The following is a 24,610-nucleotide window of genomic DNA, read 5'->3' as shown; positions in this document are numbered from 1 at the left end:
CCTCTTTAGAGGGCCAGCTTCCATATAGCTATCAATATAGAAAATACAGCAATGCCTTTTTTCAGAAGAATCTGATTGATTTTAACCGCATTCCTGCTTCCGTATACAACTCCTATGCCGTGGAACACAAGGGCCGCCGCCATAACAGGCAGAAGATCCTTGACGGAGCACTGCATCATGTATCCGATGCAGGCAGGTATGCCGATGAACACAGAGTTAAAGAGGGCCACTCCCACCGCGGTCCTGATGCCGATTCCCAGAACCACCAAAAGGGGCATGACCAGCACCGGTCCCCCGGCGCCTGACAGGGAGCACACGGCTCCTGTGACAAATCCCAGAATCAGTGTGGCTGCCAGGTGATCTGAGATGACATATGCCCTGCCGCCCTCCTCCTGGCTCTTATCCTTGCGGAGCAGGATGGAAATACCCGAGAGAAGGACCACCACGTACAGGATAACCTTTACCGTGGATTCCGGAATGATGAGATTCAATTTCACTCCCAGGACAGCGCCTGCAAGGCTTCCCAGACTGAGGCGGATGCCGAATGGGATATCCAGGTTTCCCGCCTTGTTATAATTGACGGATCCCAGGGCCCCCGACACAATGAATGCCGCAAAGCTCAGCGCCAGCCCCTCCGTCACCCCCATTCCCAGAGGACCTGTATACACGATGGGAAGCAGAAAGCCTGCCACCCCCGTAAGTCCTACAAACGCGCCAACTACCAGGTTCGCTGCCATAACAATCATCCAGAACACCATGAACCAGTTTTCCTCCTTGCTATATCTTTATAGAATCATTTAAAATGTATCTGCATTTTCTTCCATATACTTCCGGGATTCGTACATAATACGCTCCTCGTCCAGAGACAGGACCTCCCTGTTCTTCATGAGAATCCGGCCTCCCACTATCATATCCTCCACATCGCCTGCATTTACACATTCAAACAGTGTGTGAATCTTGTTTCCAGTGGGGCACAAATGGGGCTGGTCCATGTTAATGCTGATGATATCCGCCTTGTATCCGGCTTCCAGACGGCCCAGGCTTCCTTCCTCGTTAAGGGCTGCGGCCCCGCCTTCCAGCACAATCTTTAAAATAGTCTCAGCCGGCATCACCTTGGGATTTCCGTTGGGAACGCCGTGGTATATATTCATGACAGAGCGGAATATCTTCATCTCATTCCAAAGGCTTAAGCCGCCGTGGGCCGCTCCGTCCGAACCCAGGCCCACCGGAATTCCCATTTCCAGAAGCTGCGGCGTATCCGGCACTGCTTTGCCGCAGTTGCTGAAGGGACAGTGGCAGGTCTTTACGCCCCGCTCCATCACCAGGGATTTCTCCTGCTCGGAAAGTATCAGGCTGTGGGCGCCCAGGAAATTGCTTCCCAGCACATGCATTTTCTCCAGATACTCATAGGGCCGCATTCCCTCCCGGTCCACGATACCGTTGATTTCCCCCATGTACTCGTTCATATGGGCCTGAAGCATGGTGCCCCGTTCCCTGGCCCGCATAGCTTCCAGCTCCACAAGACGGCTGGAACAGGAATTCAGTGCCCGGAGAGAGTAATACACCTTAAGGTTTCCCTTTCCGTGGAACCTGTCATAGAGGGAATCCGTACGCTTTAACGCTTCCTCCGCGTCCATGGCTATGGACTCCGGCAGCCCCTCCTCATCCATGGTGGAATAGGACAGTGCGCCGCGAAGGCCGCTTTCCTCGTAGACAGAAGCCGCTGTCTCCATATGGTAGCTGCCCGCGTCGATGAATCCTGCCGTACCGCATTTTATCATCTCCAGAGCAGCTGCCTGGGCGCAGAGACGCATTTTATCCGGAGTCAGCGTGCTCTCAAAGGGAAGCATGATTCTGGTCCAGATTATGGGCTTTGCATCCAGCACCAGCCCTTTTAGCAGCTGCTGTCCCGTGTGCATATGGCTGTCAATAAGACCGGGCATAAACAGCTTTCCTTTTCCGTTTATTGTCTCAACGGCCTGATATTTTTTCCACAGCTCCTTACCGGTCTCCAGAATCCTTCCCCCGGAAACCGCCATATCCACATGTTCCTCCAATTGGTCATACTTTATCAACAGGGAACCATCTTTTATTAACAAATCACATGTCTGCATCTTATCTTCTCCTTTTTCAATCGGACGGCCTGTCAGATATCTCGCACCCCGCCGTCATCTCTTCACGCTATCAGATAACGCCTGCCAGGCTGAGAAGCATCTGGTCCCAGAGGCAGGAGCCAAGAAAGGTTCCTGTCATAACGAAGATCCCCACTATCAGTATCTTCCAGCCCTGGCTGATGAACGTCTTTAACTGGTCGCTGATGGCCAGGCCCGCAAACGCTCCAACCATGGTAAAGGGGGCCGTAAAATTAATGTTGGAGGCTGCCTGTATCACAAAATCCCTTACCGGTGAAATAGGGGACGCGGAAAGCAGCCCTATGATGGAGCAGTAAGCCACGATGGGAAGCTTCAGCGGAAGCACCTTAGTGAGTACGACCGCTGCCATGGATATCACAATAAGTACTGCCAGTCCGGGAATGGAATCCGTGATTCCCACCCCATAGCCAATCAGATTGGCAAGACCGGTTCCGCATGCCGCCAATACAAACAACACAAGCCATTCTATGTATCTCATACCGTCTCCTCCTTAATATCCCTGCCCTCTTTGTTCTTTAAAGCAAACCGTCCCAGCTTGGGTTCCAGAATCGTATATAATTTGTCCGTCATGGGTATGGCGATAAACATGGTAATATACATGCCCGTGATTCCGGCAATGGTTTCACCCACGCTGGCCATGGCTGAAATGGTATCGGTCCATTCCGGATAAATAGCGCACAGGCTGGCGCTTGAGCTTGCCATCATAATTCCCGCTCCTACACCGGAGCCAAGTCCCAGAGCCTGTGGATGGAACCATCCTGTCATTCCCACCACAGATGCCATGAGACCGAAGTAGATGGTACCTACCATACCGCCTACGATGTAGATGGAAAGGCTTCCTCTGGCCTCTGCCGAGTCAGGTCCGTAGATGTTGTTAATCAGCGCCATGTGGTACTCCCTGTTGATGGAATGACAGGAACCGATGGCCTCCCGTTTCATGCCCAGCAGGATTGCAACAGGCAGTGCCAGGAGCGGCCCCAAAAGATTTCCAAAACCATGAAGCAGAAGGACCGGACCGGACTGAAGAATGGTGTCGATGTTTGCCCCTGCCGTAATCCCCAGTTTGGCGATAAAGGGACATATACCCACCACCACCAGTTTGGAAGCCGCCTTCACATGCCTGTTATCCACGATTTTAAGCACCTGCGGCCCGCTTAATACCCCCAGAATAATTGCATAGAAAATCGGGAACAGGATAAACATTCCTTTCCCCACCGGAATCTTAATCTGGCCGATATTATCCGCTATGAGGATGAATCCAAATGCCAGGGCGTAAATCTTCCATTCCAGTGCAAACCGTTCCTTAAGGGAACCATACACATATGTTTCTTTTTTGCCGCTCATAAGAGCCCCTCCTTTCCAGCCGGCCATATTTTATTTATTTTCACCCCGGCCGGCTGTTACAATCACCTTGTATTGAATATTTTAGACAAATTCCCAAGATTAAAAAAGGACAAATGAGCACTTTTAACAAGAAAATACATTGATTTTAAGAAATATAAAATGATATACTTACAATAAATGACTGAATAAAGCGGGGAATACAAATGACACTGACAGAATTGGAAGCGGCCGCGCCCGCCCTGAAAGAATATACAAAGAACATGCCCGAGGACATCCGCAGCCGCTGCACCGTAAGGACCCATGCGGCGGGCTCCATCATTCACCAGAAAAATATGGAATTAGGGTATTTCGGAATTGTTGCAAAAGGTGAAAACCGGGTCATCAATGAATTTGAAAATGGAAATGTCTATATGATTGAGAGCAATAAAGCCATTGACTTTATCGGGGAGGTCACCATTCTGGCCGGAATGAGCCACACCTCGGTGACCATCGAGGCCGTGACCGACAACGTGGTGGCCTACATAAGCCGCAGGGATGCCGAGCGCTGGCTGGCATCCGACATAAACATACTGAACCTGGCTGCCCGCCACACCGCCTTCAAGCTTTACCGTTCCTCTTACAATAACGGGGCCAAGCTGTTCTACCCGCCCTCCTATCTTCTGTTGGATTATATGGTAAAGTACGGACGCCAAAACGGCATGGAATCCTCCCGCGGCATGGGGTCGTCCCGTGGCATGGGGACATCCCGCGCCCCGGCATCCGTCACTGTGCTGCGCACCCGGCAGATGCTGCAGGAAGAAATCGGCGTCAACGTAAAAACCCTCAACCGTACCATACGCCAGCTAAAGGAGGAGGGATTCTTTTCCATATGCAAGGGGAAGATAACCTTTACCAGGGAGCAGTATGAGAAGGCCATAGAGTGGCTGGAGGCGGAAAAGGATAAATAGAAAAAGAATCAATAAGAAACAGGATTTTCCCGCCATATAATCCCAGGAAATCAACCAATGTTTCCCTTACTCTTTCTGATATAATGGCAATATTCTAACTAATTTCAGGAGAATTGCCTTATGAATCAGACATCAGCCTTATCCCCGGTAACAGAAGACTACGGCGCTGCCCAGATACAGATACTGGAGGGGTTGGAAGCAGTGCGCAAGCGCCCCAGCATGTACATCGGCAGCACGTCCTCACAGGGGCTTCACCACATGGTATATGAAATCGTGGACAATGCCGTGGATGAAGCTCTGGCAGGCCACTGCACCCTGATTCAGGTATACCTGAACAAGGACGGCTCTGTAACGGTCCGCGACAACGGCAGGGGGATTCCGGCGGGAATCCAGACAAAAACAGGACTGTCCGCCATCCAGGTGGTATTTACAGTTCTCCATGCCGGCGGAAAGTTCGACGACAGCAACTATAAGGTTTCAGGAGGCCTTCACGGTGTGGGGGCTTCTGTAGTCAATGCGCTGTCCTCCCATCTGCATGTGCAGGTGGACCAGGACGGCTTTTCCTACGCCCAGTCTTATGAACGCGGCATACCTGCAGCCCCTGTAAAACAACTGGGTCCGTGCAGTCAGGGGACCCACGGCACCACGGTGACCTTTATACCGGACCAGGACATTTTCCCTTCCATTGCCTGGGACAGGAATATTCTGGAGGAACGGCTCCGGGAGACAGCGTTCCTGACACAGGGTCTGGAGATATCCCTGTACGATTTGCGGAGGGACCCGGCCGGCGAGGCAACCTGTCCGGTGACCGCCTGGTCCCGTACCTTCTGTTTCCAGAACGGGCTTAAGGACTTTGTATCCTGGCTGGAGCAGGACGGTGAACCCCTTTATACAGGAATCATTTCCGGCCGCCATGAGACAGATAAGGTGCAGGCGGAATTTGCCCTTGTGCACAACTCCTCCTACAGCGAGCAGCTCTTAAGCTTTGCCAATAACATTTCCACACCAGAGGGCGGCACCCATGTGACGGGTTTCCGCCAGGCGCTGTCCAGGGCAGTCAATGACTATGCCCGAAACGCAAAGCTTTTAAAGGACACGGATTCCTCCCTGAGCCGGGACGAGCTCTCCGAGGGTCTGACCGCGGTCTTAAGTGTACGTCTCCAGGACGCCCAGTTTGAAGGCCAGACAAAGCAAAAACTGGGAAGCAGCCATGTGCGCCCGGTGGTGGAGCAGATGGTGTATACACGTCTCACGCTGTTCCTGGAACAGAATCCCGCGGCGGCAAAGGCCATATGCGACAAGGCCATGTTAGCCAGGAAGGCCAGAACCGCTGCCAGAACCGCCAGGGAAATGGCCCGCCGCAAAACCGCGCTGTCCGGACTCTCCCTTCCCGGCAAGCTGGCGGACTGTTCCAGCAAAAATCCCGGTGAATGTGAGCTGTTCATCGTGGAAGGCGACTCGGCAGGCGGATCAGCCAAGCTGGCCAGAAGCCGCGAAAACCAGGCGGTTCTCCCCCTCCGGGGCAAGATACTCAATGTGGAGAAGGCGTCCCTGGACAGAATCAGCGCCAACGCGGAAATTAAGGCCATGATTTCCGCCTTCGGCACAGGCATACTGGACACATTTTCCCTTGAAAACCTGCGGTACAACAAAATCATCCTTATGACTGACGCGGATGTGGACGGCGCCCATATCACCACGCTTCTGCTGACCTTCCTCTTTCGGTTCATGCCGAAGCTGATCGAGGAGGGACACGTATTTTTGGCCCAGCCCCCTCTTTACCGGGTAGAAAAAGGAAAGAAACTCTGGTATGCTTATAGTGACAGCGAGCTTGAGCAGACCATAAACGCCATCGGGCGGGACGGCACCTACAAAATCCAGCGCTACAAGGGGCTGGGAGAAATGGATGCCGGACAGCTCTGGGAAACCACCATGGACCCCTCCAGGCGCACGCTCCTGCGCGTAACCATAAATGACATGGAAATGTACCATGAGACCTGCCAGACCTTCTCCATCCTAATGGGAGACGAAGTGGAGCCCCGGAAAAATTTCATTCTGGAACATGCGCAGTATATTTCCATGCTGGATATCTGATAAAGGGGGATTTTGCCTTGAACCGGGATGATTTACAGCTTTTTATGACCATACTGGAAGAAAATAATCTAATAAAGGCAGCCGAACAGCTCTACCTCTCACCATCCACTGCCGGTTCTCGGCTGAGAGCCATGGAGGAAGAGCTGGGCTACCCGCTCTTTGAGCGCAGAAAAGGAGTCAAGTCCGCCCTGCCCACATCCAGGGGACTTGCCTTTTCCCATATCGCGTCCCAGATGCTGGCCCTTTGGAATGAAGCGGACCAGATAGGGGGAATGAGCGATTCCCCCTTCCTGACCATCGCCACGGTGGACAGCTTTCTGGACTATAATCTGACGCCGTTTTACAGGGAGCTCATATCCCTGCACGGTTTTTCCCTGGATATCAAATGCTATCCCGCGGACATGATTTACTCCCTTGTAAGCAGCAAACAGGCTGATGTGGGATTTGCCCTCTATGACATCAGCACCCCCCATGTAAATGTGACCCCTCTCTCAGAGGATGACATGGTGCTTGTGGTTCCGGAAGGCTCCGGTCTGATACCGGCAGAGGATTGCCCTGCTCAACCGGTTCATCCGTCCGTCCTCCCTCCTGACAGGGAGCTTTTTACCGGCTCCTCCGCCAACAGCAATATCGGATGGGGTCCCCAGTTTAAGCTGTGGCACGACCGGTATATCAGATCCGGCTCCCGACCCCTGGTGACAGCCACCAGTATTTCCATTTTGAATGATTTCCTGGAAGCCGGGGATTACTGGACCATCATGCCCTCCACCACGGCCATGGGACTAAAAAAGCAGTACCCTGTCCGGATACTGCCCCTGTCACCGGCTCCTCCCCGGCGTACCCTCTATATGCTGAAACATAACACCCCTTCCAGGATATCGCTGGAGAACATGGCTCTCTTTACGGGATATCTGAATGAGTATCTGGACAGGAAAAATTCGTTAATACTGTAATTGTTGCGAAACAGCCGTTTAGATACCAAACACATGCCTGCAGAATTCCAGCGCACCCTTTGCATCCCTGTCCAGTGCTTCCTCAGAAAGATCCGGCACCATGTCTCTCCATATCTTTATCTCAGAACCGATGGTCCCTCCCTGCATGACAAAAGGTTCCATGACAGCGGCTCCCTGATAGTTAATATCACGGAGCGCCTGCCCTATCTCAGCCCATGGCAGGCTGCCTTTTCCCGGCACCAGGCGGTTCTGTTCTCCCAGATGGAGATGTCCCAGCCTGTCTCCCGCCTTGCGGATTGCATCAGCCATATTTGTCTCTTCAATATTCATATGGAAAGTATCCAGCATGATTTTTACATGGCTGCTTCCAATCTCATCGACAAAATCAATTGCCTCTTCACAGGTATTAAGAATATACCCCTCATAGCGGTTCAGTACCTCCATTCCAAGCACCACGTCACATTCCTCCGCTGTTTTGGACAATTCCCTCAGATTCCTGACAGCCCTGGCCCGGTCTCCCTGCTTGTCATTATTAATGGTAAAATCCACGGGCCAGTAGGAATATAATCCCCCTCCCAGGATATGGATATCCATTACCTGCAGCTTTGGAAGCAGGTCCTTGAAGAATGTCATGGCCCGTCTCACTGCCTCCGGGTCTTCTGAACACAGATTTTCTGCTTTAGTAGGTCCATAACCAGCTGTTAGAACAAGCCCTTTTTCTTTGGCGTATTCACGTAGCTCAATCAGCTGTTCCTTGGTTGTGTATACATCTCTGAGGGCTGCACAGGAAATTTCCAGGACATCAAACCCCAAAGCAGACACCTTATCCATATACTTCTTATAATCAGCAAACCATTCCTTCGTCCAATAAGCAAAATAAATACCATATTTCATCCCAGCTACCTCCTCTTTAAAATACCTCAAACAAATGTTCAAAAAACTTCTCTTTATTAACCTTCATGGCTACTCTATGACGCCCATCGCTCTTTTTCTTCCAGTAAGTGAATCCTGAAAGCAAAGAGCTGTCTGTTTCTATGAATAAGTCCCCCTGTTCAAATAAACACACATCATCGTGAAACAGGGAAACTGCTGCCAGCGGGTCATGGAATGTGACTCTCTCTTCATCCTTAAACCACTCTCTGGCAATATCTAATACTGGTTCCAGAATCGGGTGGCGGAACAAACCTTCCGCTTCCTCCGGCTTCATAATTAACTGACTGGTCACATTCAAACCGCAGGTAATGTGTTCCCGCACATCTGCCCCATATACAATCTTTGTCGCGTGAGGGTCGATAAGTGCGTTATTTTCAATAACTCCCTTACTTCCCAAAACAATAACATCACTCTTTTCCATAGCGCTCATGGTCTCGCCTGTATTATCGTATCTGGTATATGTAGGCGAGCCGCACATAAGCACAATACGTTTTAACAAGGAAGCAATTTCAGGGTCCATTGCAAAAAGCAGCCCCACATTGGTGAGAGGGGCAATACATACCAATGTAATCTCCCCTGGATTCCTTCGTATTACATCCTGCATGAACGCAACCGCACGGTTAGGCGGAAATTCCTTTTGATGTTCCCATCTGCCGAGTACCTTTTTCTGCGGTGCATACAACTCAATCTGGGGAACAAAAATAGGATTTTCACATCCCGGATAAATAGGTATGTCTTCCCTCCCCGCTATGCGGCACAGTACGCTTGCCAGCCTTGCCCGTTCTGCCGCCTCTCCGGTAACGGTGGTGATTCCCATGATTTCTGCATCCGGATTAGCCAGCAGATATGCCAGGGTAATGGCATCATCCACCTCTGTACCGATATCCGTGTCCAGTAATATCTTTTCTCTTCCCATATGTATTCTCCTTATGATTCCGGAATCCATCTGTATTAAATCATAAACCGCTCATTGGCTACATACAGTTCCCGGAAGACCCTGTACTGTTTTTCATAAAGACCCACATGCTCTGGAATGGGCTCATACACCTTTTCACGAAAACTAACAAACCTGTGGGCAGCTTCCTCTATACTGTTAAATATCCCGCACCCGGTTCCTGCCAGAATACAGGCACCCAGACAGGCCTGTTCATCCACTTCACAAACCTTTACCTTTTTATTGAATACATCCGCCTGTATCTGCAGCCATACATCACTGTGGGAACCGCCTCCTGAAGCAATGACAGTTTCGCACTGGATCCCCAGCTCCTCAAAAATAGTCAGCGAATCTCTCAGACTAAACGTCACTCCTTCCATGACGGCCCGGGTCAGATAACGTCTGTCCTGACATAAACTGAGACCAAAAAACATTCCTTTTGCACTGGGATTCATATGCGGTGTCCTCTCTCCGGACAGATATGGGAGAAATATCAGACCTCTGCAGCCCGGATCTATCTCCTGGGCCATGTGGCTCATGCTGTTGAAATCCTCTATGCCCAGCACTTTATTTTTCAGCCAATTTAAGGACATTCCGCTGCAAAGAGTAGCTCCGTATATAGTGTATGCCTTATCCAGGGCATGGCAAAAGGTATGGGTCCTCAGCTCTCTGTCATATTTTGCTTCCTTTATATAAGCGGATATCTGGCCCCCGGTACCTATATTTGAGATGACCTCACCTTCCCTGAATACTCCATTTCCAATGCTCTGGGCCATCTGGTCCCCGCTGCCATATACAACCGGAATTCCTTCCTTAAGTCCACATTCTTCATGGCATTGTCTGGTAACTGTCCCTGCCACCTCCATGGACTCTTTGCAGACAGGAAATATCTCCTCGGGAAGTCCAAACTTTTTAATGATACCAAAGGCCCAGTCTCTTTTAGCTGTGTCAAACAATGCGGTAGCTGAAGCATCCGTCACATCCGACGCCAGATTGCCCGTCATCCTGAATCGGATATAATCCTTTGGCATCAGGACTACCCCGGCTTTTAGCAGCACTTCCGGCTCATGCTCTTTCAGCCACATAAGGGACGGGAAGGCAAATCCGGTAAATGCCCTGTTTCTAAATATCTCTCCCATTTCCCTGAAATCCAGCACGCTGTTAATGGACTCCAGTTCTTTTCTGGATCGCTGGTCCAGCCATAGAATAGCTGGCCTAAGAGGCTTTCCCTCACAGTCTGCCACCACGATTCCATGCATCTGACCTGAAAAACCCACTGCCTGAATCTCGTTGAATTCCTGTTCATTTTTATCTCTCAAACGCCCCAGTACCTGTTTTGTCTCCAGCCACCATGTCTCCGGATTCTGCTCCGCATACCCTTCAAATGGTATAGATACCTCATAAGGGCTGCTCTCTACCGAGATAACCCCTTTGACGCTGTCTAAAAGCATGGCTTTCACGCTTGATGTCCCCAAATCAATTCCCAGAATAACTGACATATTTCATCCTTTCCGGCGAAAGATTAATCTTTCATCTTCTTGATATAGTCAATAAATACAGCTATGAGGACCACTACACCCTTTACCACATACTGCCAGGAGGAATCAATTCCAAGGATATTCATTCCATTGTTCAATACTCCGATTACAATACAGCCAATAATGGTCCCGCTGAGGCGCCCAACACCTCCGCTCATACTGGTACCTCCCAGTACAACGGCTGATATGGCATCCATCTCCGAACCTTCTCCTACATTAAACTGTGCCGAGAAGGTACGGGCAGAACTCAGAATACCTGCGCAGGATGCAAAGATTCCCATAATCACAAATACTGTCATGGTCACTCTTCTGGAATTAATGCCTGAATAAGACGCGGCCTGCTTGTTATCTCCTACCGCATAAATATTCCTTCCAAATTTTGTCCTGTTAAGTATGAGGCCCGAAATAACAATGACTACCAGCATGTATACAAATTGGATTGGCACCCCTCCCAAAATTTTACCACTTCCAATAAAAGTAAACAATGGGTCATCTACTAATATTGTAGTTGCCTTGGTATATATGCGGGCAAATCCCCGCCCTATATTCATCATAGCCAAGGTCACGATAAAAGGAGGTATAGTGGTTCTGGATATTACAAACCCATTAAACACCCCTACCAGGGTTCCTGCGCAGATGGAAATAGGAATAGCTATGATAGATGGAACTCCCACATTGGTAATCAGCCCGCAGCAAAGACATCCGGATACCGCTATAACCGAACCAACAGAAAGATCGATTCCTCCCAATATGATTACCATAGTCATTCCGCATGCCAGAATCACATTAATGGATATTTGCCGCATGATGTTGGAAAGGTTTCTCACTGTACAAAATGAGTCAGTCATGACACTCAGCAATAGACAAATGATTAAAAGGCCAATGATAATTCCGCCATTATACTTAACTGTTGAAACCACATTCCTGCCAAAACCAGGCAAAATGCCGTCACTCTTTTTTGCTTCCATTTTATCCTCCTGTTTTGAAACTTAAGCGCCTATCTCAGTAGTGGCCAGAGTCATAATCCGCTCCTGGGTCAGTTCATCTCTGTTTAAAATGCCTGTACTGTATCCATTGCACATAACCAGTACCCTGTCACTCATGTTAATAATCTCCGGAAGCTCCGAGGAAACCATAATGATTGACATTCCGCTGGCTGCCAGCTGGTCGATAAGCGCATATATCTCGGATTTTGTCTTTACATCCACGCCTCTGGTAGGCTCATCCAATATAAGCACCGACTGGGTGGAACACAGCCATCTTCCGATTAATACCTTTTGCTGGTTCCCGCCGCTGAGCTTTCCCACTACCTGTTCCGGCCCCGTGACACGAATATGCATATCGTTTATCTTTCCTTCAACGATGCCGTCCTCTGCCTGCCTGTTCCAAATGAAATGCTTTAGAAATCTGGGAACTACGTTAATCGTTGTATTAAACCGCACACCGGACTGTAAAAATAATCCCTGTTCCTTTCTGCTCTCCGGGACCATACCGAATCCATTGGCCATGGCCTCCCTTGGATTCCTAAAATCCACTTCCCTGCCTTTGAACCTGACAGTCCCTCGGACCTTTCTTCTGATTCCAAAAAGGCATTCCACCGTTTCACTCCTGCCTGCCCCTACCAGTCCGGACACTCCCAGGATTTCGCCCTTTCTCAGGTCAAAGCTTACTTTCTTGACCATTTTGCCGTCAGACAGCTCCTTTACCTCCAGGACCACTTCATCCTTTGCATTGTCATTCTTCGTATAATAACTGGCCAGGTCGCGGCCTACCATCATAGCAATGAGCTCGGCCCTCTCCGTCTCCTTCATCCTGACTGTACCCACATGTTCCCCATCCCGAAGCACCGTGGTTCTGTCCGCAATATCATATAGTTCATTGAGCCTGTGGGATATATAAATAATGGATACCTTCTGTTCCTTTAATATGCGGATCATCTCGTAGAGGATATCCACCTCCGCATCTGACAGCGAGGAAGTGGGCTCATCCATTACAATTATTCTTGAACCGAAAGACACTGCCCGTATGATTTCCACCATCTGCTGCTGGGCAATGGTCAAGCGGTCCAGCCTTGTATCAGCCTTTAGCTTTATTCCATAATGGTCCAGGAATCTCTGTGTCTCGGCTTCCTGCCTGGCCAGGTCCACAAACCCCCCAGCCTTTTTCTGTTCCCTGCCCATAAATACATTTTCCGCTATGGTCATGTGTCTGGCCAGCATCAGTTCCTGGTGGATAATACTGATACCATTATCACGGGCATCTGCTACATTATGTATCTGAACTTCCCTGCCGTTTATGAGAATACTGCCGGCGTCTTTGGTATAAATTCCGCCAAGAATCTTCATAAGGGTCGATTTTCCGGCACCGTTCTCTCCCAGAAGAGCATGGACCTCGCCTTCCTCAACCGTCAGATCCACATCCAGCAGCACCTTGTTGCCGGAAAAACTTTTTGCTATGTGTTTCATTTCCAAAACCGCACTCACCATTGGCACCCCGCTCTCTTCATACTATATAATAAAGGGAGGCTGGCCCGAAGCGCTCCTAAGAACACTCCGGGCCCACACTGTACTGTCACGTTCCCGCCAGTCCAGCATCAAAGGCCTCCACCTCACCTACTGCCAGTCTGACTTGTTATACTGGTCGATATTCTCAGGTGTTACCGCAAAGGATGGAATCTTGATTTCGGACTCATAGGATTCGCCATTTAAAATCTTATACGCAACCTCTGCGCTCTTTTGTCCTATACCGATTGGGCTCTGGGCAGCAGTACACTTCCAGATTCCGTCCACTCCGTCCTTTGTCATGGCTGCCTTTGCTTCGGGTCCTGCATTGACACTGTATATTTCAATCTTGTCGCCTGCTGTTGTGATAGCGGAATAGGCCCCCTGTGCGCACTCATCATTAATGCAGAACACGGCGGTCAGGTCACTGTGGGCCTGCAGTAAATCCTGCATTACAGTCAGTCCCTTCTCAGGTTTTGCCCCTGCATCCATCTGCGCCACCACTTCAAATAAACCGTCAGCCGTGACTGTGTCCACAAATCCCTTGGCCCTGTCAGCAGCAGCTGCTGATGCCGGGAAATCCAATACAGCTACTTTTCCGCCTTCAGGATGATTCTTAATCAATTCCTCGCCTGCAATCTGTCCGCAGGAATAGCTGTCGCTCACTACAAAACAGTTCACCTTAGAAAGGTCACTGACAGCTGAGTCAAAGTTTACAATGGGGATACCCGCGTCATTAAGCGCCTTGACCGCTGCCGCTGACGCCGCTGCATCTGATGGATTATAGAATACCAGGTCGCATCCCTGTGAAATAAAATCCTCAATTACACCCAGCTGGTATGCGCTGTCAGCTTTACCTTCCACATGGACGATCTCATCCCCATTGGCTTTGACCACTTCCTCAACACCACTGTAACAAGCATCAAAGAAAGAGCCTGCGCTCATTTCTGTAAACCCAAATTTATATTGTTTCTTCTCTTCTGTACCTGCTGCTTTTTCCGTTTCGTCTGTCCCTGCACCTTCTCCGGTTTTCTCTGCTGTACTTTCTGCTGCCGGTGCTTTGGCAGCCGCGGCCGTTGTATCTTTAGCTGCAGACCCTCCACATGCTGTCAAGCTGGCTGCCATCATAGCTGCAAGAACAACTGCTAATGTTTTTTTCATGATTTTTCCTCCTCCAAAATAATCATTTTTTGAATATATTCATTAATTGGATTAATTAATAAGTTGAGTTTATATTACAACAGATCGGATATTTTGTCAATAAGTTTTTAAAAATACAGCATTCCAATTTTATTATTTGCTATTTTGCACAAAAACAAGGCTGTGGTTTGTGCACTTTCACAGACCACAGCCTCTTTTATGTATCGTCTTCACACGCCTAATTTAGTCGTCTCTTTGATTACTCTCAAAATATGTTAACGGATGATTGAAAATATCATTTATCGCCACAATTGCCGCCCCATGTGCCATAGAATCATTGCTAACTACGCTCATGGTTATATTCATATTGGCATAAATTTCCGGCAGCACCCGTTCCTTTACATTGCTCTTAACCCTTTCCAACATGACGGAAGGAAGGATATGGGACATTTCATCTCCTATTACGATGACTGATGGATTAAAACTGTTGATGATATTCACGATTCCAACAGAAAGTTTATCACAAGCATCCAGAAAAATATCCGTAACCACCTGGTCTCCATCTCTCAGGAGCTGGGATACCTGACGGAAATTATATTCTATTTCAGGTCTTAATACGCGGTTCACCTCTTTGGTAAACGCAATGGATGAACAGTAATTTTCCAGACACCCATAATTGCCGCATGCACATCTGGGTCCATTGTAACAGATAGAGGTATGTCCCACCTCCCCGGCAACACCGATGCAGCCCTTCAGCAGCTCACCATTATTGATGATACCGGCACCAACACCCTGCCCAACTGCAATATATACAACAACTCCATTTTTATAATCCTCATCATTATGCCAGTACTGGGCCAGGGCACCTGCATTGGCATCCTGTTCTAAAAAAACCGGTATTTTGAAAATATCCTGCAGTTTCTCCTGTATGGGAATTTCATTCCATCCCAAAACGCCTGTCATCAGCTCAATCCGCCCTCTTTTTTCACTGTAAGGACCGGGTATGGCCATACCTATGGCTATGATTTTCCTGGATTCAGATGATCTGATGAGTTCTCCGGCCTCATGGATTATGGCTTCAAAGGTTACCCTTGGAGGCTGGTTCACATCCAGCTCCACCCGCTTCTTATCCAGAAGCCTGCCTGACAGATTGAAAATACCTACCGTATAATTTTTTCTGGCAAGCCTTATGGCTAAAACTCCAAAGTCATCGTTATTAATGGAAATACCTATGGATCTGCGCCCTTTGTTTCCAACTAAAAATCCCACCTCTTTTACCAGGCCCCAGTCAATAAAATCACTGACAATATTAGTCACCGTGGCCTGTTTTAACTGGGATAGGTTTGCCAGATGGGCTCTTGCACAAATTCCTTCCTTCCTGAGAAGGTTAAGGAGCAGCGTACGGTTCATGTCCTGTATATTCTCCTGATTAAAACCCCTTATACTTCTGTTCATACATTCTCCCTATTCATTAATTGATTTTAATGAATTAATCCAATTAATATATTCATCATACGTTGCCACGAACCGATTGTCAAGACAAAAATAAGGAAGAGGGGGGATTTATTATCCGGCCTCTTCCTGCTGCCTTCACTGCAATTTAAACTCAAACACTCCGTTTCTTCCTCATCCGAATCCCAATCAGCTCCTTCACATCCTCCAGCACTTCCCCATTCCTTACCTCTATCATCATCCATCTCCCCCCATTAAAGGGAGTAGTATCATGATACAGCTGCCGGACATACGCAGTGCAGCCGTTCAGTGCCAGTTCTGCCTCCGGTGCTTCCTTTGCCCCCACTGAAATCATGCAGATAAAATACCCTTCCTCTGGATACAATGTACAGACTGCCCTGGAGCTCTTCTTATACTTCACATTCCAGCCTCCCTGCATGGAGCATCTGCTGTACTCAATCCTGGGGGATATATGAAAGGTGTCCTCCAGCCACGCCAAAAGCGGCTGCCAGCAGGGACTTGCTATATACCTTCCGATTTGCTCCATGTCCGGCTGCCTGTGAGCCGGGTATGCCTCCATCCATGTCATTGTGTACCTTCCTTTCGTTATGCCGGAGAACGAAGGGAGACAGACCCGGCCGTGATGAAACCCCATTATAACCGGCGCGTCTGCCGGCCTGGTGCCGTGTGCCTCCGTATCATATATCTCATATATCTCATATATCTGTCATTTCAAAATTATATCACATATAAAATGACATCTGTATGTCATGTTTTTCCTGCCTCAGGCCCGGTCCTCTACGACATCATCACGGTACGGTATGCATCCGACCTCAGAAGCCCTTTAATAAACTCCTTTGCCTCAGGCCCGGTACGGTAAAAGGGCATCTCTGCAAATATCCGGGACTGGCCGTCAATCTCCTCCATAATGGCCCTGCACTGTTCTGCAATCCTGCTCCGTCCCTGTTCCATGCCGTTGTACTCCAGGCGCTCCGGTGTCAGCCGGCGGCTGGCAATAGCATAATCCACGCGCCTTCTGCAGCTGCATTTTCCTCCTGCCAGACCGCAGTATTCCCCCAAAAATGCCGCCATCTTTTCCCTTATCCGCGATAATCTCTTTCTGTACGCGGCCGGTGATATTCCCAGAATCTCTCCCGCTACTGCGCTGTCCAGCCGGAACATGGTTCCCAGAATAAAGATACATCTGCTTTCCCCGTCCAGACACTGAAGCATTACATTGGTGCAGGACAATTTCAGTTCTTCTTCCAGAATACCGCGGTCCACTCCGCCTGTCATATCCGGCACATCCTCTTCCCTGCCGTTAGCTATGTCTTCCCCGTAATACTCGAAACTCAGAGGATGGTGGCTGAACATATGCTTCCTGTACGCAAGCACATGATTTACAGCAACACGGAACACCCAGGTGCTAAACCGGCTTTCCTTCCTGAAATCAGACAAATGGGTCATTACTTTAATCAGTATCTCCTGGCATGCATCCTCTGCATCAGGAACCGTTCCCAGCATACGAAGGGACAGGTTAAACACCATGTCCTGCACATCTCCCAAGAGTTCCTCCAATGCGTCCCTGTTCCCCGACGCTGCCAGGTCAACCAGCCTTTCCATATCATACTTTTCCTGTTTCTCCATAGCTTTCCGCCTCCTTTTATAAAGTTAGAGGGAGGACACTGCTGGTTTGTGACATATATTTATAAAATTTATGTAATTTATGAAAGAATTTATTCATCCCAGTCCGATGACCGGTATATCACCGGCTTCCCAGCCGCCGGACACCATGCTCCGATATCACCATATCCATCAGCTGGTCGTGGGGCTCCACAGGTATATCCGCACGCATGATCCGTTCCCTGCATATGACCGCCTTCACGGCCCGGGTCCTGACCAGATAGCGGTCATAGTACCCGCCGCCGTACCCCAGACGCCTGCCGTCATGGCTGCATGACATACATGGCACAATGGCCAGATTAATTTCCTCCGGCTGTATGACCGGCGCCTCTGCACCCGGCTCCAATATACCGTACTTTCCTGCCTCCAAATCCCCAAGGCTCCTGATTTCACGAACTTCCATGATCCCTCTGGCCGTACACTTGGGAACACCCACCCGTTTTCCCTTTCTTAATGCATCCTCCAGTATGGGCACTGTGTCAATTTCTCCGCTGGTTCCCACAAAGCAGAACAGAGTCCCCGCCTGCTCATATTCCAGCAGCCCCGCCACATGGCTGAATATCTCAAGGTCCGCCTCCTTTGTATAACCTTCATCCAACGCTGCTGCAGCCGCTTTTATCTCCTGGCGCAATGCCTTTTTCCGTTCTTCCAAATCCATAGATGTTTCCCCTCCCTGTTGGTATTTTCCTAATTATACACTTCCCCATATAGGAAAACAACCACCTGAAAGACCGGATGGAAAACAGGCAGGGAGGTTTCGCTTAAGGACATGCTGGATGCCAGGGAGCACCGGCAGGAGGTCCAGAGAATGCTTCTGTCTGAACATCACCTGCCTGTCATCTCCTTTACCCTGAATATTGTAGGACCCGTCAAGGTATTCCCTCTGGCTCTGCGGACCTTTCACGAAGGCATCCGCCTCATTGAAACCCAGTGCCATGCATGGAAAATCCCCATCATTGCCACCTATTCCACCACATCCCATGCGGGACATGAGTATTTCTGGGCAGTAGACGGGGATGCCCGGTTTATAAAAGAAAATCTCTGCCTGCTAGAAGACTCTGTTGCCCTTGGCAGACTGTTTGACATTGACGTGATTCAGACAGACGGAATGAAAATATCCCGGACAGACCTGGGATTTTCCACCCGGAAATGCCTTATCTGCAACCAGGAGGCATTTGTGTGCAGCCGTGCCAGGACCCATTCCGTAAAGGAGCTGCTGGAGCAGGAATGCCAGATCATGACTAATTATTTTGCGAAACAGCATGCCAGGAAACTTTCCTCCTTGTCCATGCAGGCGCTTTTATACGAGGTCAGTGTTACTCCATGAACGGCGCCCTGGGCTACATGTATGCCAACCACATTCCATACTCTCCGGACGCCCTCCTTAAGATAAACAGGAAGCTGGTGGCAGACGTGCTTGAGGATTTTAATGATGTGACGGTTGAAAATGCCCGCACAAACGGAGAAAGACTTTATGCCCTCTATGGCATGAAAGGAGCCAGAGGCGAGGCCCTGTCAGGTTATCACACAGTCTTAAAGAAAGCTCTTCCTGTACTGAAACATCAGCTGGACAGGGGCCTCTCCCTCAATGACGCTGGCGCTGTGACCCTGTTATATATCATTGCCCACTCAGAGGATACCAATATTGTAAACCGATCCTCCTATCATTCCATGAAGAAAATCCAGGCCCTTCTTCGTGAAACGCTAAATGACCCGGAATTCATAAACAAGGACCCGATTCCTTATATTGAATCATTGGACAGGGAATTTATTAAAAACAATATAAGCCCCGGGGGCAGCGCCGACCTGCTGGCCCTTACCTTCTTTCTTTATCTGTTTGAAAACTCAGGGCTTTCTTCTATTTTATAGACCACATACCCTGCATCCTTAACAGCCTGTTTAAGCTCATTGTTTCCGTACTCCTGTTTCATCCGCACCAGGGCCTCGCCTTTTTCCAGGTCCACCTGGGCCCACACTCCTTCCAGGCTGTTGAGTGCATTTTCCACATGGCTGGCACAATTACCGCAGGACATACCGTCCACCTTGAGAAGCCGTGAATAGGGGTAATGGGACTTATCCTTATCCCTGACTTTCATTTTTTTCACCGATGGCTGGGAGGAGGCCCCGCAGCACCCGGAGGTTAATTTTTTGGCGTAGCTCTTGATTCCAATGATTGCAATGACAATCAGGACCGCGCATATAATGGCTGTTGACATGATATCACCTTCCTTCTGCTTGGCTAATGAGTCGTTTATGTGATAAGATTAGCATTGACTAACCAAAATGTCAATTCCTTCCTTATATAATATTTTCTATAATACTTATCTTTCCGCTTTTTCTATCCCAAATCTTCCCATACCAAAACAAATGTGTCCCGGAAGCCAGCCTTCTATAATAAAAGGCAGCATCCAGGACACCTATGCTTACGCTGCGGGCGCCGGGCCCGCTTATATTTTATCTGATTATCTTACCACACAGCTATTTCTCTTTCATCAAAGCCTTCACAAGGGCAGCCCCTGCAAACAGCATAATGAATATAAAGGGGAATGCCGCTGCAAGCGAAATAGTCTGAAGGGGTTTCAATCCTCCCGCAACCAGAAGTCCCACAGCCAGAAGAGACTGTACAACGCCCCACAGCACTTTTCTTCCGTTCTTCGGATTCAGATCTCCCTTGGATGAGAACATGGCAAGTACAAAGGTACCGGAGTTTGCCGAAGTAATGAAGAATGTACATAACAATATAAGGGATACCACGCACAGAATCATTCCCAGAGGATACTGTCCCATAACAATGAACAGTCCTGTCTCAGGCTTGCTTGCAATATCCGCCAGCTGGGCAACGGAAAGTGTACCGTCCATACCCAAATGCAGTCCCAGGCTTCCCATAATGGCAAACCAGAGGATGGACCCCAGGGCCGGTGCCAGCACCACGCCTGCGATGAATTCCCGAATTGTCCTGCCCTTGGAGATACGTGCAATAAAGGATCCCACAAATGGAGCCCATGCAATCCACCATGCCCAGTAGAACACTCTCCAGGCTCCCACCCAGGTATTGTCTCCATAATTGTTGATCATGAGGCTGTCCCCGAAGAAGTTCTGCAGATACTGCCCCAGTCCGTTTGTCAGGTTGTTAAGAATCTCAAGTTTCGGCCCTACCAGGAATGTAACAGTGATCAGGCCAATGGCAATATATAAGTTAGCGTCGGAAATGATCTTAATGCCGCGGCTGATGCCGTCAACAGCAGACCAGATGTAAATAACGCTTATTACCGCAATGATAATAATTTGAATCACCAGGGTCGTGGGAATGCCGAACAGGTAGTTAAGACCTGCATTGATCTGCATAACGCCCAGTCCAAGGGAAGTAACAACGCCCGCTACTGTGGCGAACACTGCCAGTACGTCGATGGTCTTTCCCACCCATCCGTTGATTCCCTTTTCACCGATCAGGGGTTCAAATATGGAACTGATAAGACCCGGTTTTCCCTTGCGGAACTGGAAATAGGCAAGGCCCAATCCAATGATGCAATAGTTTGCCCACGGATGAAGTCCCCAGTGCATATAGCTGGACCGTATGGCAAAATTTGCGGCGGCTTCCGTGCCAGCCTCAATTCCGGGAATCGGATTTGAAAAATGCGCCAGAGGCTCAGATATTCCCCAGAATACCAGACCCACACCCATGCCAGCCCCAAACAGCATGGCAAACCAGGATACAGTGGAATATTCCGGCTTGGAGTCATCCGGTCCCAGCTTAATCTTTCCCCATTTACTGAACGCAATTGCAACGGAAAAAATAACAAATGCGGTCATGGCCATAAGATACAGCCAGCCGAAATTATTGGTCAGAAATGAATATGCAGCATTTGAAACAACTGTAAAGTTGGCATTAAAGGCAACCGCCCATATTGCCATGATAATGGTTATTGCTAGTGAAACTACGAATACCTGATTTTTGTCTTTCATATAGGCCCTCTCCTTCTCCTAAAAGCATGCGGACAGCCGGCAAAATGATTCTGGACAGCCAAACAAAAGCTCTCTTGAAAACATAAGCTCCCAAGCAAACACAAATGCCGCCTGACAGGCCCCCCTGCCAGGCGGCACACAAAGCCACTCATCACTCATGGCATACAGAACCGTATTTCGTACCGCCCTGTATCCTAGATTTCTACTTTGAAAATCGTCTGCTTTTTAATATCTGTAGCCAGTGCATCCAGCGCTGCCTCCACTCTGGAGCGGCGCAGCAAATGCTGCTCCTCCTTGGAGGTGGAAGGATTGCCAAGAGGATAAGGTATGGATATAGTTGGTACCATACGGTTTACGCCAACCGTCTGGGCAACCGGAAGAAGGTTGCACATAAGTACAACAGGGAAACCTGCGCGCTCAAATTCTTTTACCATCGTTGACCCGCAACGAGTACAGGTCCCTCAGGTGGAGACCATGATGACGGCGTCCACATGGTCCTCCTTTAGAAGCGGTATGATTTCTTTGGCCATTCTTCTGGCCTCTCCCTGTGTGGTTCCGGTTCCTACGGTTGAATAGAAATAATCGTGGAGAGAACCATATTTGCCCTCATTCAGGAATTCCTTCATAACATCCACAGGCATAATGACGTTGGGGTCTGCGTTGGCAGCCGCCGGGTCAAAACCAGCGTGGATTGTCTTAAACTCGCCGCCTGCTAAGCGGTCCATCTTGGAAATATCATATCTGCCCCAGCGTGTTGCAGATGCGGACTGAATCCTGTCCGGATTGTCCACAGGAACAATACCGCCGGTGTTGGCCAATGCGATCCTGGCATGTTTTAAGTCCTTAAGAGCCGGTGCAATGGGTACCAGGTCCTTCTTGGGAATAATCAGCTCAGACTGATAGGGCTGTCCTGTAGCCTTGGCAATGAGCATATCCACTGCGCGGTCTGCTGCTGCCACGCCGTCCTCGCGCCATACCTGGTGGCGGATTCCTCTTGCATAGTAGCCCTCTGCATCCGGTCCCTCCGGTGTCTGGCCCTTTAACAGCTTATCAGCCAGCTTTACCATGGCGCCTGCATCCTTCTTCATGCTGGCTGCGGAATGGCTGCCTGTCATGACGTACATATCCTTCTTAAACATCTCAACACCGGGGTTCTCCGCATGCATGGATGTGATGACCGGTACGCCGAACCTGGCGGAAACCGCTTTTCCAATCTCACCGCAGGCAACTCCGTAGCGGCCTGCCTGGAAGGCTGGTCCGGCCAGGAAAAGATCAAACTCCCTGCCCTCTAATGCGGTCAGAATCCTCTCAATGGCTTCATCCCTGTGTGTACTCATAAAGTTGTCACCGCAGATAATGGTGGTGGTAACCTGGGCGTCAATCTCTGCCAGCATCTGGTTGATGGCTGCTGTGGGTCCCATGACGCCGTCTCTGATTTCCGGTTCATAATCAGCCTTGTCTTCGCCGCCAATGCCTGCAAAGAACTGATTGATATAACAGATAACGTTCTTCATAACGAAACTCCTTTCACTGATTTTCCTAAAATTCCCTGACAGTCTTGGTGGACCAGCCGATAATCTGGTCTCCGCAGAACATGGCGTTGTTTTCCATGATGATGGATCCATCCGGCCTGACAGACGGCCCTAAAATCTCATCCCCGGCCCAGCCTCCTGACAGACCGTCCCTGGCAAGGGCTTCCAGCTCGCCGATTACCTCCGGCATAGGAGGAAGTTCAATCAATTCAGAAACATTACCGGTAGAAACAATGGCGTCTTCCTTCTCATCCATGGAAACCAGGGGATCGGACTTGCCGTCACGGCCTGTACACTCATTTGTAAGGCCTACCGTCTTAACGCCTGCGTCCTCCAAAGCCACGATGCAGCCTGTAAAGTCAGCGTCCGGATTGCCGTAGCCTTCCTCAGTCACAAGGGCAGCGTCTGCTCCAAGGGACTTCGCAATCTGAGCCACAAACAGAGCGGAACGCTCCTTCTGCTCCAGGGCAACGTTCAGGTTTGACATAATCACTCCCAGGAAGTTAAGTGTCTTGCCGTGCTCCTTGTACAGCCTCTTGATGACTGGACAATTCTGGAAATCATAGGTTGCCCACTTGGAAGAGCATGGCATAAAGCTTCCGGAAATCATAGCTCCGTCCAACACCTCGTTGGGGTTCATGAAGGTGGGAAGCATATGGTTGCAGTCCCATCCATAGCAGAGATCGTTGTAACCCATCTCCTCCATCTGGGACTGAGGCTGCATCACGTACACGACGGATGGAAGCTTCTCCGTCTCAGGCGCTCTCCTGATAACCGGCTCCAGCTCGTAGCTTTCAACCTCTTCCGGCTCCATATCCTTTACACAGGAACCAATGTACTCGGCAAGTTTGTGAACTGCCTCCCTGATGGCCCTGTTTTTCTTCTGCTGTTCCCGCTTCTCAAAATCCTCGTCTGTATCTGCAACCAGCACAAGATTCTTAAGCTGGGAGAAATATGTATATTTAGCGCCTTCCCCTCCCATATCAATGAGTCCGTCCTGGAAACCTCCCCAGTGTCTTCCAACAGCCAAAAGGCTCATATCCTTCAGGCAGTGGGTCCTTCCGTCTCCGGCCTGTGACAGTGGTCCTGTGTAACCTGGGAACAGTGCGTCCCCATTTACCTTTACTCTGCACTCTACCGCCTCTTTAACAGGTACCAGTCTCACCATGTCACCAGGCTTTACTATTCTTAAATCTGCCTCCGTGATGTGCGGGTCTCTCTTGACAAAGGCAAGGCAATCCTCTTTGTCTACCGTAAGGATACCGTTCTCATACTTGGTTTTGTCACCAAAAACGATGTCCTTTACATAAAAATTACCGAGTTCCAGCTTCATAAATGAACTACTCCTTTCTTATAGAAATTTTCTATAGTTCTGGCTCTTAACAGTTAATATTTTAACATTAACTGCCTGGTTTGCAAGGCTTTTTGTGCATTTTGACGATT

General features: G+C 49.3%; 23 protein-coding genes. 5 read left to right on the top strand and 18 right to left on the bottom strand.

The annotated features are described in order from the left end of the window. Positions 1–5 precede the first annotated feature (5 nt). The 4 genes from LI015_RS17980 to LI015_RS17965 all read right to left on the bottom strand — a co-directional run bounded on the left by LI015_RS17980 (position 6) and on the right by LI015_RS17965 (position 3,497). A complete protein-coding gene (locus LI015_RS17980; protein ID WP_002572853.1) occupies positions 6–758 on the bottom strand; it encodes a sulfite exporter TauE/SafE family protein in 753 nt (250 codons plus the stop codon). Between the two features lie 39 nt (positions 759–797). Continuing rightward, positions 798–2,114, bottom strand: a complete 1,317-nt coding sequence (locus LI015_RS17975) for an amidohydrolase family protein (RefSeq protein WP_002566767.1) — start codon at positions 2,112–2,114, stop codon at positions 798–800. A gap of 70 nt (positions 2,115–2,184) precedes the next feature. Beyond that, on the bottom strand, positions 2,185–2,631 hold the full coding sequence (locus LI015_RS17970; RefSeq protein WP_002566768.1) for a hypothetical protein: 447 nt from the start codon (positions 2,629–2,631) through the stop codon (positions 2,185–2,187). Continuing rightward, the gene (locus tag LI015_RS17965; protein WP_002566769.1) at positions 2,628–3,497 is read right to left on the bottom strand and encodes a DUF3100 domain-containing protein; all 870 of its coding nucleotides are present in this window, start codon (positions 3,495–3,497) and stop codon (positions 2,628–2,630) included. Before LI015_RS17965 ends, LI015_RS17970 begins: the two co-directional genes overlap by 4 nt. A 203-nt stretch (positions 3,498–3,700) precedes the next feature. Here LI015_RS17965 and LI015_RS17960 point away from each other — a divergent pair, with 203 nt between their 5' ends. The 3 genes from LI015_RS17960 to LI015_RS17950 all read left to right on the top strand — a co-directional run bounded on the left by LI015_RS17960 (position 3,701) and on the right by LI015_RS17950 (position 7,491). Continuing rightward, on the top strand, positions 3,701–4,444 hold the full coding sequence (locus LI015_RS17960) for a Crp/Fnr family transcriptional regulator (protein WP_227125919.1): 744 nt from the start codon (positions 3,701–3,703) through the stop codon (positions 4,442–4,444). Between the two features lie 120 nt (positions 4,445–4,564). Next, on the top strand, positions 4,565–6,538 hold the full coding sequence (gene gyrB, locus LI015_RS17955; protein ID WP_227125917.1) for a DNA topoisomerase (ATP-hydrolyzing) subunit B: 1,974 nt from the start codon (positions 4,565–4,567) through the stop codon (positions 6,536–6,538). 17 nt (positions 6,539–6,555) lie between these two features. Next, complete coding sequence (locus LI015_RS17950) at positions 6,556–7,491, top strand: LysR family transcriptional regulator (protein WP_002572856.1); 936 nt, start codon at positions 6,556–6,558, stop codon at positions 7,489–7,491. 18 nt (positions 7,492–7,509) lie between these two features. Here the strand turns inward: LI015_RS17950 and LI015_RS17945 are convergent, their stop codons facing one another. The 10 genes from LI015_RS17945 to LI015_RS17900 form a co-directional block, all read right to left on the bottom strand. Next, positions 7,510–8,385, bottom strand: coding sequence for a D-psicose 3-epimerase (locus tag LI015_RS17945; protein ID WP_227125915.1), 876 nt, complete (start codon positions 8,383–8,385; stop codon positions 7,510–7,512). Positions 8,386–8,401: 16 nt separating this feature from the next. Beyond that, positions 8,402–9,340 carry a nucleoside hydrolase gene (locus LI015_RS17940; RefSeq protein WP_002572858.1) on the bottom strand — a complete coding sequence of 313 codons (939 nt, stop codon included), beginning with the start codon at positions 9,338–9,340 and terminating at the stop codon, positions 8,402–8,404. 35 nt (positions 9,341–9,375) lie between these two features. Further along, entirely contained in the window at positions 9,376–10,857 is a 1,482-nt protein-coding gene (xylB, locus tag LI015_RS17935) for a xylulokinase (protein WP_227125914.1), read from the bottom strand. Positions 10,858–10,880: 23 nt separating this feature from the next. Beyond that, positions 10,881–11,864: an ABC transporter permease gene (locus tag LI015_RS17930; protein WP_002566776.1), complete on the bottom strand. Its 984-nt coding sequence runs from the start codon at positions 11,862–11,864 to the stop codon at positions 10,881–10,883. 21 nt (positions 11,865–11,885) lie between these two features. Beyond that, complete coding sequence (locus LI015_RS17925; RefSeq protein ID WP_117626766.1) at positions 11,886–13,382, bottom strand: sugar ABC transporter ATP-binding protein; 1,497 nt, start codon at positions 13,380–13,382, stop codon at positions 11,886–11,888. Positions 13,383–13,508: 126 nt separating this feature from the next. Continuing rightward, positions 13,509–14,558, bottom strand: coding sequence for a substrate-binding domain-containing protein (locus tag LI015_RS17920; RefSeq protein WP_002566778.1), 1,050 nt, complete (start codon positions 14,556–14,558; stop codon positions 13,509–13,511). Positions 14,559–14,780: 222 nt separating this feature from the next. Beyond that, positions 14,781–15,992: an ROK family protein gene (locus tag LI015_RS17915; RefSeq protein ID WP_002566779.1), complete on the bottom strand. Its 1,212-nt coding sequence runs from the start codon at positions 15,990–15,992 to the stop codon at positions 14,781–14,783. Positions 15,993–16,143: 151 nt separating this feature from the next. Continuing rightward, entirely contained in the window at positions 16,144–16,578 is a 435-nt protein-coding gene (locus tag LI015_RS17910) for a DUF3788 domain-containing protein (RefSeq protein ID WP_227125912.1), read from the bottom strand. A 209-nt stretch (positions 16,579–16,787) separates the two neighbouring features. Continuing rightward, positions 16,788–17,636 carry an RNA polymerase sigma factor gene (locus LI015_RS17905; protein WP_054354893.1) on the bottom strand — a complete coding sequence of 283 codons (849 nt, stop codon included), beginning with the start codon at positions 17,634–17,636 and terminating at the stop codon, positions 16,788–16,790. A gap of 118 nt (positions 17,637–17,754) precedes the next feature. After that, positions 17,755–18,330 carry a 5-formyltetrahydrofolate cyclo-ligase gene (locus LI015_RS17900; protein ID WP_227125910.1) on the bottom strand — a complete coding sequence of 192 codons (576 nt, stop codon included), beginning with the start codon at positions 18,328–18,330 and terminating at the stop codon, positions 17,755–17,757. A 150-nt stretch (positions 18,331–18,480) separates the two neighbouring features. Between LI015_RS17900 and citX the strand changes: the two genes are divergently transcribed. Together citX and LI015_RS17890 are read left to right on the top strand one after the other, a co-directional pair. Beyond that, a complete protein-coding gene (gene citX / locus LI015_RS17895; protein ID WP_264468652.1) occupies positions 18,481–18,999 on the top strand; it encodes a citrate lyase holo-[acyl-carrier protein] synthase in 519 nt (172 codons plus the stop codon). Further along, positions 18,996–19,541 (top strand): triphosphoribosyl-dephospho-CoA synthase, encoded by a 546-nt coding sequence (locus LI015_RS17890; RefSeq protein WP_227125906.1) that lies wholly within the window; start codon positions 18,996–18,998, stop codon positions 19,539–19,541. The genes citX and LI015_RS17890 overlap by 4 nt, the downstream gene beginning before the upstream one ends. Here the strand turns inward: LI015_RS17890 and LI015_RS17885 are convergent. The 4 genes from LI015_RS17885 to LI015_RS17870 form a co-directional block, all read right to left on the bottom strand. Then, a complete protein-coding gene (locus LI015_RS17885; protein WP_002566784.1) occupies positions 19,502–19,888 on the bottom strand; it encodes a heavy-metal-associated domain-containing protein in 387 nt (128 codons plus the stop codon). The two genes, LI015_RS17890 and LI015_RS17885, sit on opposite strands and share 40 nt — an antisense overlap. A gap of 262 nt (positions 19,889–20,150) precedes the next feature. Continuing rightward, a complete protein-coding gene (locus tag LI015_RS17880) occupies positions 20,151–21,635 on the bottom strand; it encodes a glycine betaine uptake BCCT transporter (RefSeq protein ID WP_002566785.1) in 1,485 nt (494 codons plus the stop codon). A 194-nt stretch (positions 21,636–21,829) separates the two neighbouring features. Further along, the gene (locus LI015_RS17875) at positions 21,830–23,149 is read right to left on the bottom strand and encodes a glycine/betaine/sarcosine/D-proline family reductase selenoprotein B (RefSeq protein ID WP_080548671.1); all 1,320 of its coding nucleotides are present in this window, start codon (positions 23,147–23,149) and stop codon (positions 21,830–21,832) included. A gap of 25 nt (positions 23,150–23,174) precedes the next feature. Then, the gene (locus tag LI015_RS17870) at positions 23,175–24,500 is read right to left on the bottom strand and encodes a glycine/sarcosine/betaine reductase component B subunit (protein WP_002566787.1); all 1,326 of its coding nucleotides are present in this window, start codon (positions 24,498–24,500) and stop codon (positions 23,175–23,177) included. Between the last annotated feature and the right edge of the window lie 110 nt (positions 24,501–24,610).

Source organism: Enterocloster sp. 210928-DFI.2.20 (genome assembly GCF_020554465.1).
Lineage (GTDB): Bacteria > Bacillota > Clostridia > Lachnospirales > Lachnospiraceae > Enterocloster > Enterocloster bolteae.
Note: the sequence above shows the minus strand (reverse complement) of the source record. Positions and strands in the feature narration are given on the sequence as shown.